Origin of the sequence: Variovorax sp. LjRoot84, assembly GCF_964254305.1 — a bacterium.
Lineage (GTDB): Bacteria > Pseudomonadota > Gammaproteobacteria > Burkholderiales > Burkholderiaceae_C > Variovorax.
Window position 1 is genome coordinate 5,241,547 of record NZ_CAXUTE020000001.1, and the last position, 16,209, is coordinate 5,257,755.

The following is a 16,209-nucleotide window of genomic DNA, read 5'->3' on the forward strand; positions in this document are numbered from 1 at the left end:
AACTTGTGCAATCGTTCACGGGAAGGTCGCCGAAATTCGCGGGGTGTCGAAGTCTGATTCAGTCCTTCAGCCAGAGCCGCTTGAGCCGCTTTCCGCGCGAGCTGCGATAGCGATCGAAGTCTTTGCGATCCACAGTCAGCACGTTGTAGATGCCGGTGCGATCGGCCGCGAAGACCAGCGCGACATCGGCGAGGTCCGCACCGCCGTCGGCATAGCGCCCGGTGAAGTCGGCGATCTCCGAAAGATCGGCAGGGTCGCTCGACAGCACCGTCAGCCGACCGGCGGCAGCCCAGCGCAGCAGATTGAGCCAAGCCGTGTCGTCGAGCAGGTGGCCGGCCTCGGTGAGCACCTCCCAGACCGTGTAGAGACGCCGGCCGGCGAGTTGCTGCAACATGCCGACGGCGCCCGCGTGGTGCGTATCGCCGTCGTTGAACAGCGCGACCAGGAAACCCGTGTCAGCGAGCGTATCCGTGCTTTTCACGCAGCCGCTCCAGGATCGCTCGCTTGGCCAGGTTGGCAACGCTTTCAGGACGGCGCAGGCCACCACCCTTGCCGATATAGAGCGCATCGATCTCTGCCGCCGCGCGCTCGACCGGCATCACTTTGCCCGCGTAGGCAGCGATGCTGCGGCGGATGAACTCCGACTTGCTGATGTGCAACGCAGCCGCCGCACGCTCCAGCAGGGTCTCGTCTTCCGCAGGCAATCGAATCGACAGTGTCATGATCAGGCTCCTGTAATACAGAATTGTATTACAATCCAAGGTTCCGGCCACAGCCTTTGCCCGATCGACACGGGCCTCAAAGCCATGCTCCGAATCTCCGAAATCAAGCTGCCGCTCGACCACGGCGATGCGGCACTCCCTGAAGCCATCGCAACGGCCCTCGGCACGCCTGCCGCGGCGATCGCCGGCTTCAAGGTCTTCAAGCGCAGTTTCGATGCGCGCAAGCCGCAACTCCTGCAGGTCTACATCGTCGACGCGACGATCGCGGACCCGGCGCTCGAAGCCGCGCTGCTCGCGAAGTTCGCCGGACATCCGCACATCGGCGCTGCGCCCGACATGGTGTGGCGCGCCCCGGTCCAGGCGCCGGCCGGGTTGCCGCTGCGCCCCGTGGTGGTCGGCTTCGGCCCCTGCGGCATCTTCTGCGCGCTGATGCTTGCGCAGATGGGCTTCAAGCCGATCGTGCTCGAGCGCGGCAAGACCGTGCGCCAGCGCACCAAGGACACCTGGGGCCTGTGGCGCAAGAGCGTGCTGAACCCCGAGTCGAACGTGCAGTTCGGCGAGGGCGGCGCCGGCACTTTTTCGGACGGCAAGCTCTACAGCCAGATCAAGGACCCGCGCTTCCTCGGCCGCAAGGTGATGGAGGAGTTCGTCAAGGCCGGCGCGCCGCCCGAGATTCTCTACGTCGCGCATCCGCACATCGGCACCTTCAAGCTGGTGAAGGTGGTCGAGAACATGCGCGAGCAGATCACTGCGTTGGGCGGCGAGATCCGCTTCGAGCAGCGCGTGACCGATGTGCTGATCGAGGACGGGCAGCTGCGCGGCCTCACCGTGCTCGACCAGCGCACAGGCGAGAGCAGCGAGCTGCGCGCCGACCACGTGGTGATGGCGCTCGGCCACAGCTCGCGCGACACCTTCGAGATGCTGCATGCGCGCGGCGTGCACATCGAAGCCAAGCCCTTCTCGATCGGCTTTCGCGTCGAGCATCCGCAGGGCCTCATCGACCGCGCGCGCTGGGGCCGGCATGCCGGCCACCCGCTGCTGGGCGCGGCCGACTACAAGCTGGTGCACCACGCGAGCAATGGCCGCTCGGTCTACAGCTTCTGCATGTGCCCGGGCGGCACGGTGGTCGCCGCCACCAGCGAGCCGGGCCGCGTGGTGACCAACGGCATGAGCCAGTACTCGCGCAACGAGCGCAATGCGAACGCGGGCATCGTGGTGGGCATCGATCCGCGCGACTTCCCTGGTGACGCGCTCGCCGGCATCGCCCTGCAGCGCGAACTCGAATCCAATGCCTTCGTGCTCGGCGGCGGCGACTACCGCGCGCCCGGCCAACTGGTCGGCGATTTCGTCGCCGGCAAGCCCTCGACCGCGCTCGGCAGCGTCGAGCCTTCGTACAAGCCGGGCGTGACGCCGACCGACCTGCACGCCGCCCTGCCCGGCTACGCGATCGAGGCGATGCGCGAGGCCTTCCCCGCTTTCGGCCGAAAGATTCAGGGCTTCGATCTGCACGACGCAGTGCTGACCGGCGTCGAGACGCGCACCTCCTCGCCGATCAGGATCACGCGCGGCGAAGATCTTCAAAGCCTCAATGTGCGCGGCCTCTACCCCGCCGGCGAGGGCGCAAGCTATGCGGGCGGCATTCTTTCGGCCGGCGTCGACGGCATCAAGGTGGCGGAAGCGGTCGCGCGCAGCGTGCTTGCGCGGGCCTGAGCCCCCTCACCACCGTTCGGGCTGAGCTTGTCGAAGCCGGGGCCGGCCCTTCGACAAGCTCAGGGCGAACGGGGCTGTTTGATCGGCTCAAAAAAACCGCCCGAAGGCGGCTTTGATGCAGGCACTGAAGCTCAGGCCGGTGCGTTTTGGAGCGCAGCAATGCGCTCCTCGATCGGCGGGTGCGTTGCAAAGAGCTTGCCGATGCTGCCCGTGATGCCCATGGCCTCAACCGCCTTCGGCAGTTCGCCGGGCGACAGGCCGCCCAGGCGCGCGAGCGCATTCATCATCGGCTGCTTGCGGCCCATCAGCTGGGCCGCGCCGGCGTCGGCGCGGAACTCGCGCTGGCGCGAGAACCAGGCCACCACGATCGCGGCGGCGAAGCCGAGCACGATGTCGAGCACCAGCGTGGTGATCATGTAGCCGATCCCCGGGCCGGTGCTGTCGCTGCCGCGGCGCAGGAAGCCGTCGACCACATAGCCGATCACGCGCGAAAGGAACACGACGAAGGTGTTCATCACGCCCTGGATCAGCGTCATGGTGACCATGTCGCCGTTGGCCACGTGCGCCACTTCGTGGCCGATCACGGCCTCGACTTCTTCGCGCGTCATGTTGGCCAAGAGGCCCGTCGACACCGCGACCAGCGAGGAGTTCTTGAACGCGCCGGTGGCGAAGGCATTGGGGTCGCCCTCGAAGATGCCGACCTCGGGCATGCCGATGCCGGCCTTGTCGGCGAACTTGCGCACGGTCTGCACGATCCAGGCCTCGTCGGGCGACTGCGGCTCGTTGATGATGCGCACGCCGGCGCTCCACTTGGCCATCGGCTTGCTGATCAGCAGCGAGATGATCGCGCCGCCGAAGCCCATGACCAGCGCAAAGCCCAACAACGCTGTGAGGTTGAGACCATTGGCCGTGAGGTAGCGGTTGACGCCAAGCAGGCTGGCGACGACGCCGAGCACCGCGACCACCAGGACGTTGGTCAGGACGAACAGAAGGATGCGTTTCAAGTTGATTTCTCCGTGGGTACAGACGATGGCTCGCCGTGGCGAGCAAATGAGGGCCGCCACCCTGGTTTCAAGCGGTGGACGGTCGGGGCAGGCAGTTGTTCTTGGTTGTGGAGCCCCGCGTGGCTCAGGCGTACAGAGTGATGATAGGAGCAAAAGTTCTGCGTCAAGCGCACGCCACCACGCTCACTCCGGGTAAAGCCGGCCCGCCGGCCGCGGTGGCCTGAAGACTTCGGTATCGTCATAGAAGCCGGGTGCCTCGTTCGGCGCCCACCAGCCGGGCACGCCGAGCACGGGCAGCGGGGCGAAGGGCTTGCTCGCGAGATGGGCAGCGTCCAGCGCTGCTGCGATCGCCGCATCGTCGATCGCGACCGATCGGCTGGCGCCCGGCGCACAGAGCACATGCGCGGTCATCGGCTTGCGTGGCGAACTCAGCTTTTCGAGCAGCGCATGGCCGAAGACCAGGAGACGCGCCTGCCGCCACAAGGCCCGCTCGGCCACGAACAGCCGCTGCCAGTCGCGCGCGAGCAAGGCTTCCCACAAGGCAGGCGGCGCATCGAGCACGGCTCCGTTCTCGTCGAAGAGCGTGAGCGCATCGCGCAGCGGCCCGCGCTCGGCGCCGATGCCGGCGCGCACGATCTCGGCCGCCTGCAGTTCGTTGAGGCGCCGCTTGGTCGCGGGGAAATGCAGCCACACGAGGCCGTTGAAGAAGTCGTGCAGGTTGTCGCGCGTGGGCACCTGCGCGGTCCGGAAGATGAAGGCTTCGTAGGCCTCATCGGCCGGCGCCGTGTGCGCGGGCACGAAGCGCAAGGGGCCGGCCGGCAGCCCGATGGGCACGGGTTGGTTCGACAGCGCCTCTGCCACGCCGAGGCCTTGGGCAAGCGTCGCACCCGCGGCGGCCGCCCGCAGCGCAAAGGGCGCCAGCCATGGCCGCGCCGTATCGACGGGCCAGGCGGGGTTCACGACGGCAGCGGGCCGACGTACTGCACCTTGTTGGGCGTCTTCTCCGGCGTCAGCGCGAACAGCTCGGGGTATTTCTTGAACAGCTTGGGCGAGCTCGCGCTCTTGCCCAGCAGCTTGGCGCCGCGCAGCCGCTCGGCCGCGTGGTTGAGCTCGATCTTGCCGCCCGCACCCAGTTCGGGAACGGCGTCGAGGATGCGCAGCACGTCCTCGGGCAGCGCCGGCATGCGCGCCACCGGGGGTGCCGGGGCCTTGGTGCGGCGCGGTGCGCGCGCCGCCCGCTTGGCCGCCGGCTTGGCGACGGCCGGCCGCTCGGATTGATGATGCTGGAGGTCGATGAAGCTGTCGTAGACCGCGACGGTCTCGTCGCCGGTCTTGCCCTGCTGCCCGATGCCGCAGACGCGGCAGCCTTTTTCGCGCAGCCGGATCACCAGCGGCGCGAAGTCGGAATCGGAGGACACCAGCACCACGATGTCGGGACGCTCGGCCACCGCGAGATCCATGGCATCGACTGCGAGCGCGATGTCGGTGCTGTTCTTGCCGGCCGACAGGTTGACCATGGGCCGCACCGAGAGCCGCTTGAAGAGCGCCTGCTGCTTAAACGCGGTCTCGGCATTGCAATACGCGCGCCGCACGTGGATCGCGCCGTGCTCGGCCATCGTGCGCTGCACGGCCTGCTCGATCACGTCGGACGAGACGTTGTCGGCGTCGATCAGCAGCATCACACACGGGGTGGGGATCATGTCAGTCTCCACGCCACGGTTTCGCCGCCGCGCAAGGGTTTCAAGGTTGCATCGCCGTAAGGCACCGTTTCCGGCACGGTCCAGCTTTCGCGCTTCAGGGTCACGGTGTCGGTGTTGCGCGGCAGGCCATAGAAGTCGGCGCCGTGGAAGCTCGCAAAGCCTTCGAGCTTGTCGAGCGCGCCGGCATTGTCGAAGGCTTCGGCGTAGAGCTCGAGCGCGGTCAGCGCGGTGTAGCAGCCGGCGCAGCCCAGTGCATGCTCCTTGAGGTGCGCCGGATGCGGCGCGCTGTCGGTGCCGAGGAAAAAGCGGTCGCTGCCGCTGGTGGCGGCCTCGACCAGCGCCACGCGGTGCGTCTCGCGCTTGAGCACCGGCAGGCAGTAGTAGTGCGGCCGGATGCCGCCGGTGAAGATGGCGTTGCGGTTGTAGAGCAGATGGTGGGCGGTGATGGTGGCGGCGGTGAAGCGGCCGGCATCGCGCACGTAGTGGGCGCCCTCCTTCGTCGTCAGGTGCTCGAACACCACCTTGAGCTCGGGGAAGTCTCGGCGCAGCGGGATCATCACGCGATCGATGAACACGGCCTCGCGGTCGAAGAGGTCGACCGCGGGGTCCGTCACCTCGCCGTGCACCAGCAGCAGCAGGCCGTGCTTCTGCATCGCTTCCAGCGTCTTGTAGGTCTTGCGGATGTCGGTCACGCCGGCATCGCTGTTGGTGGTGGCGCCGGCAGGGTAGAGCTTGAGGGCGCACACGCTGGCCGCGGCGGCGCGTGCGATTTCCTCGGGCGGCAGCTTGTCGGTGAGATAGAGCGACATGACCGGCTCGAAGCTCAAGCCCTCGGGCACGGCAGCGCGGATGCGATCGCGGTAGGCGATGGCCTGGTCGGCGCTCGTCACCGGCGGGCGCAGGTTGGGCATGATCAGCGCGCGGCCGAACTGGCGCGCCGAATGCGGCACCACGGCCCCGAGCGCAGCGCCGTCGCGCACGTGCAGATGCCAGTCGTCCGGGCGGGTGATGGTGAGGGTGTCTGCAGGTCTTGTCATGGCGGGATTGTCCCATTGCGCCGCAGGCCCGAGGGCATGCCAATTGCTTGCCCGCGAGGACCCACAGGAAGACCCCCACGATGCTGTCCACTTCGATGCTCTACTTTCGCGAAACGGCGCGCGCCGGATCGTTGCGCCGCGCGGCCGAAATCCTCGGCATCGCACCCAGCGCGGTCAGCCGGCAGATCGCCAACCTCGAGACCGAGCTCAAGATCCTGCTGCTCGACCGGCGCGCCAACCGCACGACCCTGACGCCGGCCGGCGAACTGGTGCTCGCGCATGCCGAATCGGCCCTGCAGGAAAGCACGGCCCTGCGCGCCGCCTTGCAGGAGCTGGTCGGCAAGCCCTCGGGCACGGTGCGCATCGGCAGCATCGAGGGCATGGTCGGGCACTTCCTGTCCTGCAACCTGGCGCGCTACCAGAAGCGCCACCCGGAAGTGAAAGTACAGGTCTCGGTGGTGGGCTCGCGGGCGGTGCTCGAAGCGCTGCAGGAATGCCGCATCGACATGGCGCTGGCCTTCAACCTGGCCGAGCGCCATCCGTTTCGCGAGCATGCGCGGCTGGAACAACCGCTCTGCGCGCTGGTCGCGCCCACACATGCGCTGGCGCAGCGGCGCTCGGTGTCTTTTCTCGAACTCGCCGGGCAGCGCGTGGCGCTGCCCGACCGCAGCTTCCAGATCCGCCACCTGGTCGATCGCATCGCGGCCAAGCTGGGCGTGGAACTCGAGCTCGCGGTCGAGACCAACACGCTCGAGATGGCGCGCGGCGTGGTGCGCAACGGCGACCTGGTCACGCTGATGCCGCGCTATGCCGCGCTGCACGAGGTGTCGAACGGCGACCTCTGCGCCGTGCCGCTCAAGGAGCGCGACTTCGCGCAGACCGCGACCAGCCTCGTCACCCTGCCGACGCAGCGCCTCTCGCCGGCCGCGCGCTCGCTGCTGGAACTGCTGGCCACCGCCATGGGCCGCTACGGCGGCAAGGCCGGCGGGCGTTCTGATTTCGGCAACATGCGCATGCCTGAATCGGCCTTCTCTCCGGCGCAGCCCTTGCCTAGAGTGGCTGCTGATCTGGAGGAACCGAATGGCAGCAGCAGCTGAGCTGGAGGACTTCCCCGAAGGGGGCTATCGCTATTTGAAGGGCGTGTTCCAGTACTCGGGCGGCGTGACTGCGCTGCCCGGCTACGCGATCGAGCGCATGGTGTTTCCCGAGGCGCTGCCGCTGGCCGAGGGCTTCGAGGCGATCGCAGCCCACCTGGCCGCGCTGGGGCGCCCGCTCGCGGCCCTGTGCGCCTGCGAGCTGCGTTCACCCGCGCCGTTCTCCGAAGCGGGTTTCGAGGCTTTCAACCGCCACTACGCGGGCACGCTCGAACGCTGGGGGCTGGCGCGCGGGGAGCGCAATCCGGTGGCGCGCACCAACGTCTGCCCGCTCGTGAGGGTGCCCGCCGCGCCGGCCTTCCATGCCTTCTCCTACACCGTCGAGACCGGCGACGCGCCCGGCCAGGCCAGCTTCGTGGTCTCGGGCGGCGGCGAGGCGCGCGACGGCCAGGCCAGCTACCGCGAAGGCATGGTGCGGCTCGGCGACACCAGCCGGGAAGGCCTGCGCGAGAAGCTGCGCTACGTCATGGGCGAGATGGAGCGGCGCACCACCGCGCTCGGCTTCGGCTGGGCCGACGCCAGCGCCGTGCAGGCCTACACCGTGCACGACATCGGCGCGCTGGCGTTCGACGAGATCGTCCGGCGCGGCGAGCTGGGCTGCGGGCTGACCTGGCAGCTCACGCGCCCGCCGATCGTCGACATGGAAGTCGAGATGGACCTGCGCCGCGTGCGCTGCGAACGGCTGTGGTCGCGCCCGTGAAAAGCCGCACTGGCACGGCTCGTGCATGACTTCTCATCGAATCCATTTTTGTTGTCCTGAACAGGAGTTCTCCGTGAAGCGTGTCGTTCCGTCTCTGCCCCTGAAACCCCTGGCCGCCTGCGCGGCGCTGCTGACGCTGGCGCTGGCGCAACCCGCCGCCTTCGCGCAGGAGAAAACGCTGCGCATCGCGATGACCGCCGCCGACATTCCGCGCACGCTGGGCCAGCCCGACCAGGGCTTCGAGGGCAACCGCTTCACCGGCATCCCGATCTACGACTCGCTCACGCAGTGGGACCTCTCGAAGGCGGATTCGCCCAGCGTGGTGATTCCCGCGCTCGCGACTTCCTGGGCGGTGGACGCGAAGGACAAGACCAAGTGGGTCTTCAAGCTGCGTCCCGGCGTCAAGTTCCATGACGGCTCGGCCTTCAATGCCGACGCGGTGGTCTGGAACGTGGCCAAGGTGCTCGACAAGGAAGCGCCGCAGTTCGACCCCAGCCAGGTCGGCGTGACGGCCTCGCGCATGCCGACGCTCAAGAGCGCCCGCAAGATCGACGACCTGACGATCGAGCTCACGACCAGCGAGCCCGACGCCTTCCTGCCGATCAACCTCACCAACCTGTTCATGGCCTCGTCGGCCCAGTGGGATGCCAAGCTGAAGGCCGTGCCGGCCAGCGTGACGGTGCCGGCCGAGCGCTCGAAGGCCGCATGGACCGCCTTCGCGGCCGACCCCGCGGGCTCGGGTCCCTTCAAGGTCACGCGCTTCGTCGCGCGCGAGCGCCTGGAGCTGGCCGCCAACAAGAGCTACTGGGATGCCAAGCGCGTGCCCAAGATCGACAAGGTCGTGATGCTGCCGATGCCCGAGGCCAATGCACGCACGGCCGCGCTGCTGGGCGGCCAGGTCGACTGGATCGAGGCGCCCGCGCCCGATGCGATGCCGCAGATCACGCAGCGCGGCTTCAAGATCTACTCGAACGCGCAGCCGCACGTCTGGCCCTGGCAGCTCTCCTTCGTCGAAGGCTCGCCCTGGCTCGACAAGCGCGTGCGCCAGGCGGCCAACCTCTGCGTCGACCGCGGCGGCCTGAAGCAGCTGCTGGGCGGCATGATGGCCGAGCCCAAGGGCACGGTGGCGCCGGGCCACCCGTGGTGGGGCAACCCCAAGTTCGACATGAAGTACGACGTGAAGGCCGCGCAGGCGCTCATGACGCAAGCCGGCTTCTCGGCCGCCAAGCCGGTGAAGGTCAAGGTCCAGATCTCGGCCTCGGGCTCGGGCCAGATGCAGCCGCTGCCGATGAACGAGTTCGTGCAGCAGTCGCTGAAGCAATGCTTCTTCGACGTGCAGTTCGACGTGATCGAATGGAACACGCTGTTCACCAACTGGCGCAAGGGCGCCAAGGACGCATCGGCCAACGGCGCCAATGCCACCAACGTGAGCTTCGCGGCGATGGACCCCTTCTTCGCGATGGTGCGCTTCGTGAGCACCAAGGCCTTCCCGCCGGTGTCGAACAACTGGGGCTACTACGGCAGCCCCGAGGTCGACAAGCTGGTGGCCGACGCCCGCACCAGCTTCGACGACAAGGCGCGCGACGCCGCGCTCGCCAAGCTGCATGCGTACATCGTGGACGACGCGCCCTTCGTCTGGATCGCGCACGACGTCGGCCCGCGCGCGCTGTCGGCCAAGGTCAAGAACGTGGTGCAGCCCAAGAGCTGGTTCATCGATATTGCAACCATGAGCATGGACTGAGACCGCCCAACCGTTCGGGCTGAGCCTGTCGAAGCCGGACCCCGCTGGGGCGAGCCCTTCGACAAGCTCAGGGCGAACGGGGTTTGGAGAACCCATTCAATGCTCGCCTACCTCCTGCGCCGCGTCTTCTATGCCATCCCGATCATGATCGGCGTGGCCTTCGTGTGCTTTGCGCTCGTGCACCTGGCGCCGGGCGATCCGCTGGTGTCGATCCTGCCGCCCGATGCCTCGGCCGACCTGCAGGCGCAGCTGCGCGAGCTCTACGGCTTCAACCGCTCGCTGCCCGAGCAGTTCGTGCTGTGGGTGTGGCGCGCGATGCACGGCGACCTGGGCGTCTCGATCGCGAGCAACCGCGCGGTGGCCGGCGAGGTGCTGACTGCGGTCGGCAACACGCTGCGCCTGGCGGTGGTCGCGACCGCGATCGGCTTCGTGCTGGGCTGCCTGTTCGGCTTCGTCGCCGGCTACTTCCGCAACTCCTGGCTCGACCGCGCGGCCTCCATGCTGTCGGTGCTGGGCGTGAGCGTGCCGCACTACTGGCTGGGCATGGTGATGGTGATCGTGTTCTCCTCGCAGCTCATGTGGCTGCCCGCCACCGGCGCCGGCCCGGGCGGCTCGAACGACTGGGCCTGGGACTGGGAGCACCTGCAGTTCCTCGTGCTGCCCGCGCTCACGATGTCGGTGATCCCGATGGGCATCATCGCGCGCACCGTGCGCGCGCTGGTGGCCGAGATCCTCGAGCAGGAGTTCATCGTCGGCCTGCGCGCCAAGGGACTCACGCACTTCGGCGTGTTCCGCCACATGGTGAAGAACGCGGCGCCCACCGCGCTGGCCGTGATGGGCCTGCAGCTGGGCTACCTGTTGGGCGGCTCGATCCTGATCGAGACCGTGTTCTCCTGGCCCGGCACCGGCTTCCTGCTGAACTCCGCGATCTTCCAGCGCGACCTGCCGCTGCTGCAAGGCACGATCCTCGTGCTCGCGCTGTTCTTCGTGCTGCTCAACCTGGTGGTCGACGTGCTGCAGACGCTGCTCGACCCCCGAATAGCTCGCGCCTGAAACGAGGACGACCATGTCGGCTCTGCCAGCTCCCCTCTCTGCTTCGACTGTTTCGTCGCTGCCCATGCAGCGCTCGCGCGGCTACTGGACTTCGGCCATGCTGCGCTTCACGCGCGACCCGGTCGCGATGGGCGCGGCGCTGGTCGTGCTGCTCTTGATCGCGCTGGCCGTCTTCGGCCCGTGGCTTGCGCCGGCGGACCCGTACCAGTCGTCGATGCTGAAGCGGCTCAAGCCGATCGGCACCGAAGGCCTGCCGCTGGGCAGCGACGAGCTGGGCCGCGACATGCTCTCGCGCCTGATCGTCGGCGCGCGCCTGTCGCTCTTCATCGGCATCACGCCCGTCATCTGCGCCTTCGTCCTCGGCGCGGCGATCGGCATCCTCGCGGGCTATGCGGGCGGCATCGTCAACACCGCGATCATGCGCACCATCGACGTGTTCTATGCCTTCCCCTCGGTGCTGCTGGCGATCGCGCTGTCGGGCGTGCTGGGTGCGGGCGTGGTCAATTCGCTGATCTCGCTGACCATCGTGTTCATCCCGCAGATCGCGCGCGTGGCCGAGAGCGTGACCACGCAGGTGCGCGGGCGCGACTACGTGGAGGCCGCGCGGGCTTCGGGCGCCAACGCCTTCACCATCGTGCGCGTGCACGTGCTGGGCAATGTGCTGGGGCCGATCTTCGTCTACGCGACCAGCCTGATCGCGGTCTCGATGATCCTGGCCTCGGGCCTCTCCTTCCTGGGCCTGGGCGTGAAGCCGCCGGAGCCCGAGTGGGGCCTGATGCTCAACACCCTGCGCACCGCGATCTACGTGCAGCCCTGGGTGGCGGCGCTGCCGGGCGTGATGATCTTCATCACCTCGATCTCCTTCAACCTGCTCTCCGACGGCCTGCGCTCGGCGATGGACAACAAGGGCTGATCCGATGGAAGCAATCAACGACATCGGCGGCCCCGCGCAGCCCCTGCTCGCGATCCGCGGACTGCAGAAGCACTTCCCGCTCAAGAAAGACCCGCTGGGCCGCGGCGGCGGCGTGGTGCGCGCGGTCGACGGCGTGGACTTCGAGGTACTCAAGGGCGAAACGCTCGGCGTGGTCGGCGAATCGGGCTGCGGCAAGTCGACCACCGCGCGGCTCTTGATGCAGCTCATCGCGCCGACGGCCGGCGAGGTGATCTTCGACGGCCGCGCCGTGGGCAGCCGCGACCTGCCGCTGAAGGAATTCCGCCGCCAGGTGCAGATGGTGTTCCAGGACAGCTATGCCTCGCTGAACCCGCGCCTCACGATCGAGGACTCGGTCGCCTTCGGCCCGCAGGTGCACGGCGTGGCGCGCAACGAGGCGGTGCATCGCGCGCGCGACCTGCTCGCGCGCGTGGGCCTGGAGCCGCAGCGCTTTGCCGAGCGCTATCCGCACGAGCTCTCCGGCGGCCAGCGCCAGCGCGTCAACATCGCGCGCGCACTGGCCCTGCAGCCGCGCATGGTGATCCTCGACGAGGCCGTGTCCGCGCTCGACAAGTCGGTCGAGGCGCAAGTGATCAACCTGCTCCTGGACCTGAAGGCCGAGTTCGGCTTGACCTACGTCTTCATCAGCCACGACCTGAACGTGGTGCGCTACATGAGCGACCGCGTGATGGTGATGTACCTGGGCCAGGTGGCCGAGATCGGCCCCTCGAACGCGCTCTACGAAGCGCCGGCGCATCCCTACACGCGCGCCCTGCTCTCGTCGATGCCCTCGATGGACCCCGACCACCGCACCGAGGAGGCGGCGCTGGCCGGCGACCCGCCGAACCCGATCAACCCGCCTTCGGGCTGCCGCTTCCACCCGCGCTGTGCGCTGGCCGCGCCGGTGTGCAGCCAGCAGGTACCGGCGCGCGTGATCGCCGGCGCCCAGCAGGCCGTGAGCTGCCTGATCCACGAGCCGGGCAGCGGGCATCCGATGGCTCAAGCGCTGGCGCAGGCCGCATGACTTCCATGTCCGACACCTCATCAACACCCTCCTGCGCGCCCGAACCCATGGTGAGCCTGCGCGAGCTCAGTGTCACCTTCTCTGGCGGCCGCAAGCCCGTGCATGCGGTGAGCGGCGTGAGCCTTGAGGTGCAGCGCGGCGAAGTGGTCGCGCTGATCGGCGAATCGGGCTCGGGCAAGAGCGTGACCATGCGCACCCTGCTGCGCCTGCATCCCGAGCGCCGCACGCGCATGGGCGGCCAGGTCCGCGTGGCCGGGCGCGACGTGCTGGCGATGACGCAGGCCGAGCTCACGGATTTCCGCGGCAAGGTGGCCTCGATGATCTTCCAGGAGCCGCTCCTGGCGCTGGACCCGGTCTACTCGGTCGGCGCGCAGATCGTCGAATCGATCCGCCGGCACGAGCCGGTGTCCGCCGCCGAGGCGCGCCGGCGCGCGCTGGAACTGTTCGAGCGCGTGCGCATCCCGAGCCCGGAGCGCCGGCTTGCGGCCTATCCGCACGAGATGTCGGGCGGCATGCGGCAGCGCGCGATGATCGCGCTGGCCCTGGCCTGCCGGCCGCAGCTGCTCTTGGCCGACGAGCCCACCACCGCGCTCGACGCCACGGTGCAGATCCAGATCCTGCTGCTCCTGCGCGAACTGCAGCGCGACCTGGGCCTCTCGGTGGTGTTCGTCACGCACGACATCGGCGCCGCCGTCGAGGTGGCCGATCGCATCGCCGTGATGTATGCCGGGCGCATCGTCGAGGAGGGTACGGCGCGCGAGCTGATCCGCTCGCCGCGCCACCCGTACACGATCGCGCTGCTGAAGAGCCGCGCCCACGGCGCGCTGGCGCGCGGCAGCCGGCTCGAAACCATCGGCGGTGCGCCGCCCGACCTGTCGGCGCTACCGCCGGGCTGCGCCTTTGCCGAACGCTGCGCGCTCGCGAGCGAAGCCTGCCGCGCGGCGCAGCCGCCGGTGGTCGAACTCGCACCGGGCCATCGCGCGCGCTGCATCCATACCGGCGCCGCCGCGGCCATCGCGCCGGTGGTCGTCGCCTGAACCTCACTCAACACGCCACCATGCCATTGCACGACCCCGCCCACGCCTTCGTCCCCTACCCCGACGTGCCCGTCCGCGGCGCGCCGACCGGCCCGCTGGCCGACCTGAGCTTCGGCGTCAAGGACCTGTTCGACGTCGCGGGCTACCCCACGGGCGGCGGCAGCCCCACGGTGCTCGCGATGTCGGGCATCAAGACGCGCACCGCGCCGACCGTGCAGAAGCTGCTCGACGCCGGCGCCCGTTTCGCGGGCAAGACCGTGACCGATGAGCTCGCGTTCTCGATGAACGGCAACAACGCGCATTTCGGCGCGCCGATCAACGGCGCGGCCAAGGACCGCATCACGGGCGGATCGTCCTCGGGCTCGGCCTCGGCCGTGTCCTCGGGCCTGTGCGACTTCGCGCTCGGCACCGACACCGGCGGCTCGGTACGCGCGCCGGCCAACCATTGCGGCCTGTACGGCCTGCGCCCCACGCACGGCCGCGTCAGCCTCGAAAGCGCGCTCGACCTTGCGCCCAGCCTCGACACCTGCGGCTGGTTTGCGCGCGACATCGGCACCTTCGCGCGCGTGGCCGACGTGCTGCTCGAGGCCGATGCCAACCCGCTGCCGGCCAGGCTTCGGCTGCTGTGGCCGACGGACCTGTGGGCGATGCTGGAGGCGCCGGTCAAGGACGCGCTCGACGGCGCCGCCCAGCGCGTGCAATCGCTGCTCGGCAAGGCGTCGCCGGTCGAGGTCGCGCTCGAATCCTGGGACGCGATGTACTGGAACTTCCGCTACGTGCAGGGACGCGAGTCCTGGCTCACCGACGGCCCGCTGATCGAGCGCTACGCGCCGCCGCTCGGCCCCGGCGTCGCCGAGCGCTTCGCCTGGTCGCGCGACGTGACGGACGCGCAGGTCAACGCCGCGCGCGCCTTCCGCATCGCCTTCCGCACTCAACTCGCAGAATTGCTCGGCACCGACGGCGTCCTGCTGATGCCCACCATGCCCGACATCGCGCCGCGGCGCGATGCCGCCGACAGCAGCCTCGAGGACTATCGCAACCGCGCGATCCGCATGCTGTGCGTGGCCGGACTCAGCGGTTTTCCGCAACTCTCGATGCCGCTGGCGCAGCGCGAGGGCGCGCCGCTGGGCATGTCGCTGCTCGGGCCGGCGGGGTCGGATCGTTCCTTGATCGCGTTGGCGGAGCGCATCGCGGGATAGCCGCCCGGCTCAGATACCTTCGGAAAATGTGGCCTTTTGCCGTATTGAGGCCAGATCCCACGCTCGACACCGTGCCGCATTGAGTACCTTCGCGTTAGCATTCGCGCGCCAAAGGGGACTTGCATGAACACCTATCGCACGCTGAATCAGGCCACCGGAGTCGCTCGCACGCTCAGCGCGCGTTCGGCGCGAACCATCGTCGTCTACAGGACCGATGACGAAAAGTTCGTGACGGCGGCCATGAATGATCCCGTCATGGGAACCATCGAGGGCGTGTACCGCGACGGCTACGCCGTGCGAACGGTGCTGACGCGGGCGCAGCAGGCGGGCTAGCGCCCACTGAAAAACGCATCGAGTTCGTTGCCCGAGGCGGCGTCCGCGAAGCCGTCGAAACGCCCCTCTTCCGAAAGCGTGCGGGCCGCGCGCATGAATCCACCCCATGCCGCTCGCGCCAGCGCACCGCCGACGCTGACGCGCCGCACGCCGAGTTCGGCAATGTCCTGCAGGGTGAGCTCGCTGGTCGATCCGACGAGCAGATTGACCGGCTTGGGTGCGACGGCAGCCACCACGGCGGCGATCTGCTCGCGCGTGCGGATGCCCGGCGCGTAGAGGCAGTCGGCGCCCGCCTCCGCATAGGCCTTGAGCCTGGCGATCGTGTCGTCGAGGTCCGGCCGGCCTTGAAAGAAGTTCTCCGCGCGTCCTACCAGCAAGGTGTCGCCACCCGCCTCGTCGATCGCCCCGCGTGCAGCGCGAAGCCTTGCGACCGCGACGTCGATGGCATGAAGCGGATGCGCCGGGTCGCCTGTCGAATCCTCGATCGACAACCCGGCCACGCCGGTCTCGACGGCCATCCGCACGCTTTCGGCAACGCCTTGCGGATCAGGGGCGAAGCCGCTCTCGAAATCCGCGTTCACCGGCAGATCGGTTGCAGCGACGATCTCGCGCAGATGGGCGAGGATGGTCTCCCGCGAAAGCGCGCCATCGGCCTGGCCCCGCGACCAGGCGAAGCCCGAGCTCGTCGTGGCCAGCGCCTTGAAGCCCAGGCCTTGCAGGAAACGGGCGCTGCCCAGATCCCAGGGATTCGGCAGCACGAAGCAGCCTTCGGCATGGAGGGCGCGAAAGGCGGCGCGTTTTTCGGCGACAGTGCGGGTCATGGGAACCTCGGTTTGGGGATGGGCTGGATTTTGAACGCAACGA

General features: G+C 68.7%; 17 protein-coding genes. 10 read left to right on the forward strand and 7 right to left on the reverse strand.

Annotation, left to right across the window (positions count from 1 at the left end; genetic code table 11):
- Nucleotides 1-58: 58 nt before the first annotated feature.
- A complete protein-coding gene (locus tag ACSQ9I_RS25910) occupies nucleotides 59-481 on the reverse strand; it encodes a type II toxin-antitoxin system VapC family toxin (protein WP_436314975.1) in 423 nt (140 codons plus the stop codon).
- Nucleotides 456-722: a ribbon-helix-helix protein, CopG family gene (locus tag ACSQ9I_RS25915; RefSeq protein WP_093103955.1), complete on the reverse strand. Its 267-nt coding sequence runs from the start codon at nucleotides 720-722 to the stop codon at nucleotides 456-458. Before ACSQ9I_RS25915 ends, ACSQ9I_RS25910 begins: the two co-directional genes overlap by 26 nt.
- 84 nt (nucleotides 723-806) lie before the next feature.
- Here ACSQ9I_RS25915 and ACSQ9I_RS25920 point away from each other — a divergent pair, with 84 nt between their 5' ends.
- Entirely contained in the window at nucleotides 807-2,432 is a 1,626-nt protein-coding gene (locus ACSQ9I_RS25920; RefSeq protein WP_436314976.1) for an NAD(P)/FAD-dependent oxidoreductase, read from the forward strand.
- A gap of 131 nt (nucleotides 2,433-2,563) precedes the next feature.
- Here ACSQ9I_RS25920 and htpX read toward each other — a convergent pair whose 3' ends face one another.
- The 4 genes from htpX to pyrC all read right to left on the reverse strand — a co-directional run bounded on the left by htpX (nucleotide 2,564) and on the right by pyrC (nucleotide 6,173).
- Entirely contained in the window at nucleotides 2,564-3,436 is an 873-nt protein-coding gene (htpX, locus tag ACSQ9I_RS25925) for a protease HtpX (RefSeq protein ID WP_436305485.1), read from the reverse strand.
- 183 nt (nucleotides 3,437-3,619) lie between these two features.
- Entirely contained in the window at nucleotides 3,620-4,396 is a 777-nt protein-coding gene (locus ACSQ9I_RS25930) for a DUF3025 domain-containing protein (protein ID WP_436314977.1), read from the reverse strand.
- On the reverse strand, nucleotides 4,393-5,136 hold the full coding sequence (locus ACSQ9I_RS25935) for an NYN domain-containing protein (RefSeq protein WP_436293663.1): 744 nt from the start codon (nucleotides 5,134-5,136) through the stop codon (nucleotides 4,393-4,395). Before ACSQ9I_RS25935 ends, ACSQ9I_RS25930 begins: the two co-directional genes overlap by 4 nt.
- Nucleotides 5,133-6,173 (reverse strand): dihydroorotase, encoded by a 1,041-nt coding sequence (gene pyrC / locus ACSQ9I_RS25940; protein WP_436293664.1) that lies wholly within the window; start codon nucleotides 6,171-6,173, stop codon nucleotides 5,133-5,135. The genes ACSQ9I_RS25935 and pyrC overlap by 4 nt, the downstream gene beginning before the upstream one ends.
- An 80-nt stretch (nucleotides 6,174-6,253) precedes the next feature.
- Here pyrC and ACSQ9I_RS25945 point away from each other — a divergent pair, with 80 nt between their 5' ends.
- From ACSQ9I_RS25945 to ACSQ9I_RS25985, 9 genes are all read left to right on the forward strand, one after another.
- Complete coding sequence (locus ACSQ9I_RS25945; RefSeq protein WP_436309762.1) at nucleotides 6,254-7,270, forward strand: LysR family transcriptional regulator; 1,017 nt, start codon at nucleotides 6,254-6,256, stop codon at nucleotides 7,268-7,270.
- Nucleotides 7,254-8,027, forward strand: coding sequence for a 2-amino-5-chloromuconate deaminase CnbZ (gene cnbZ, locus ACSQ9I_RS25950; RefSeq protein WP_436314979.1), 774 nt, complete (start codon nucleotides 7,254-7,256; stop codon nucleotides 8,025-8,027). The genes ACSQ9I_RS25945 and cnbZ overlap by 17 nt, the downstream gene beginning before the upstream one ends.
- Nucleotides 8,028-8,100: 73 nt before the next feature.
- Complete coding sequence (locus ACSQ9I_RS25955) at nucleotides 8,101-9,768, forward strand: ABC transporter substrate-binding protein (protein WP_436305490.1); 1,668 nt, start codon at nucleotides 8,101-8,103, stop codon at nucleotides 9,766-9,768.
- Nucleotides 9,769-9,867: 99 nt separating this feature from the next.
- Nucleotides 9,868-10,821 carry an ABC transporter permease gene (locus ACSQ9I_RS25960; RefSeq protein WP_436293667.1) on the forward strand — a complete coding sequence of 318 codons (954 nt, stop codon included), beginning with the start codon at nucleotides 9,868-9,870 and terminating at the stop codon, nucleotides 10,819-10,821.
- 13 nt (nucleotides 10,822-10,834) lie between these two features.
- Entirely contained in the window at nucleotides 10,835-11,734 is a 900-nt protein-coding gene (locus ACSQ9I_RS25965; RefSeq protein WP_436293668.1) for an ABC transporter permease, read from the forward strand.
- A 4-nt stretch (nucleotides 11,735-11,738) separates the two neighbouring features.
- Nucleotides 11,739-12,776, forward strand: a complete 1,038-nt coding sequence (locus ACSQ9I_RS25970; protein ID WP_093103938.1) for an ABC transporter ATP-binding protein — start codon at nucleotides 11,739-11,741, stop codon at nucleotides 12,774-12,776.
- 47 nt (nucleotides 12,777-12,823) lie between these two features.
- Nucleotides 12,824-13,813 carry an ABC transporter ATP-binding protein gene (locus ACSQ9I_RS25975; protein WP_436315830.1) on the forward strand — a complete coding sequence of 330 codons (990 nt, stop codon included), beginning with the start codon at nucleotides 12,824-12,826 and terminating at the stop codon, nucleotides 13,811-13,813.
- A 20-nt stretch (nucleotides 13,814-13,833) separates the two neighbouring features.
- Nucleotides 13,834-15,012, forward strand: a complete 1,179-nt coding sequence (locus ACSQ9I_RS25980; RefSeq protein ID WP_436305492.1) for an amidase — start codon at nucleotides 13,834-13,836, stop codon at nucleotides 15,010-15,012.
- Between the two features lie 123 nt (nucleotides 15,013-15,135).
- Nucleotides 15,136-15,345 carry a hypothetical protein gene (locus tag ACSQ9I_RS25985; protein WP_093103933.1) on the forward strand — a complete coding sequence of 70 codons (210 nt, stop codon included), beginning with the start codon at nucleotides 15,136-15,138 and terminating at the stop codon, nucleotides 15,343-15,345.
- Here ACSQ9I_RS25985 and ACSQ9I_RS25990 read toward each other — a convergent pair.
- Nucleotides 15,342-16,166: an isocitrate lyase/PEP mutase family protein gene (locus ACSQ9I_RS25990; RefSeq protein WP_436314980.1), complete on the reverse strand. Its 825-nt coding sequence runs from the start codon at nucleotides 16,164-16,166 to the stop codon at nucleotides 15,342-15,344. The genes ACSQ9I_RS25985 and ACSQ9I_RS25990 overlap by 4 nt on opposite strands.
- Nucleotides 16,167-16,209 lie beyond the last annotated feature (43 nt).

Excerpts from the sequence above, each read along its gene's own strand:
- ACSQ9I_RS25915 (WP_093103955.1), bottom strand. The coding sequence starts at position 722 with ATGACACTGTCGATTCGATTGCCTGCGGAAGACGAGACCCTGCTGGAG.
- ACSQ9I_RS25920 (WP_436314976.1), top strand. The coding sequence starts at position 807 with ATGCTCCGAATCTCCGAAATCAAGCTGCCGCTCGACCACGGCGATGCG.
- ACSQ9I_RS25935 (WP_436293663.1), bottom strand. The coding sequence starts at position 5,136 with ATGATCCCCACCCCGTGTGTGATGCTGCTGATCGACGCCGACAACGTC.
- pyrC (WP_436293664.1), bottom strand. The coding sequence starts at position 6,173 with ATGACAAGACCTGCAGACACCCTCACCATCACCCGCCCGGACGACTGG.
- ACSQ9I_RS25945 (WP_436309762.1), top strand. The coding sequence starts at position 6,254 with ATGCTGTCCACTTCGATGCTCTACTTTCGCGAAACGGCGCGCGCCGGA.
- cnbZ (WP_436314979.1), top strand. The coding sequence starts at position 7,254 with ATGGCAGCAGCAGCTGAGCTGGAGGACTTCCCCGAAGGGGGCTATCGC.
- ACSQ9I_RS25960 (WP_436293667.1), top strand. The coding sequence starts at position 9,868 with ATGCTCGCCTACCTCCTGCGCCGCGTCTTCTATGCCATCCCGATCATG.
- ACSQ9I_RS25965 (WP_436293668.1), top strand. The coding sequence starts at position 10,835 with ATGTCGGCTCTGCCAGCTCCCCTCTCTGCTTCGACTGTTTCGTCGCTG.
- ACSQ9I_RS25970 (WP_093103938.1), top strand. The coding sequence starts at position 11,739 with ATGGAAGCAATCAACGACATCGGCGGCCCCGCGCAGCCCCTGCTCGCG.
- ACSQ9I_RS25975 (WP_436315830.1), top strand. The coding sequence starts at position 12,824 with ATGGTGAGCCTGCGCGAGCTCAGTGTCACCTTCTCTGGCGGCCGCAAG.
- ACSQ9I_RS25980 (WP_436305492.1), top strand. The coding sequence starts at position 13,834 with ATGCCATTGCACGACCCCGCCCACGCCTTCGTCCCCTACCCCGACGTG.
- ACSQ9I_RS25985 (WP_093103933.1), top strand. The coding sequence starts at position 15,136 with ATGAACACCTATCGCACGCTGAATCAGGCCACCGGAGTCGCTCGCACG.
- ACSQ9I_RS25990 (WP_436314980.1), bottom strand. The coding sequence starts at position 16,166 with ATGACCCGCACTGTCGCCGAAAAACGCGCCGCCTTTCGCGCCCTCCAT.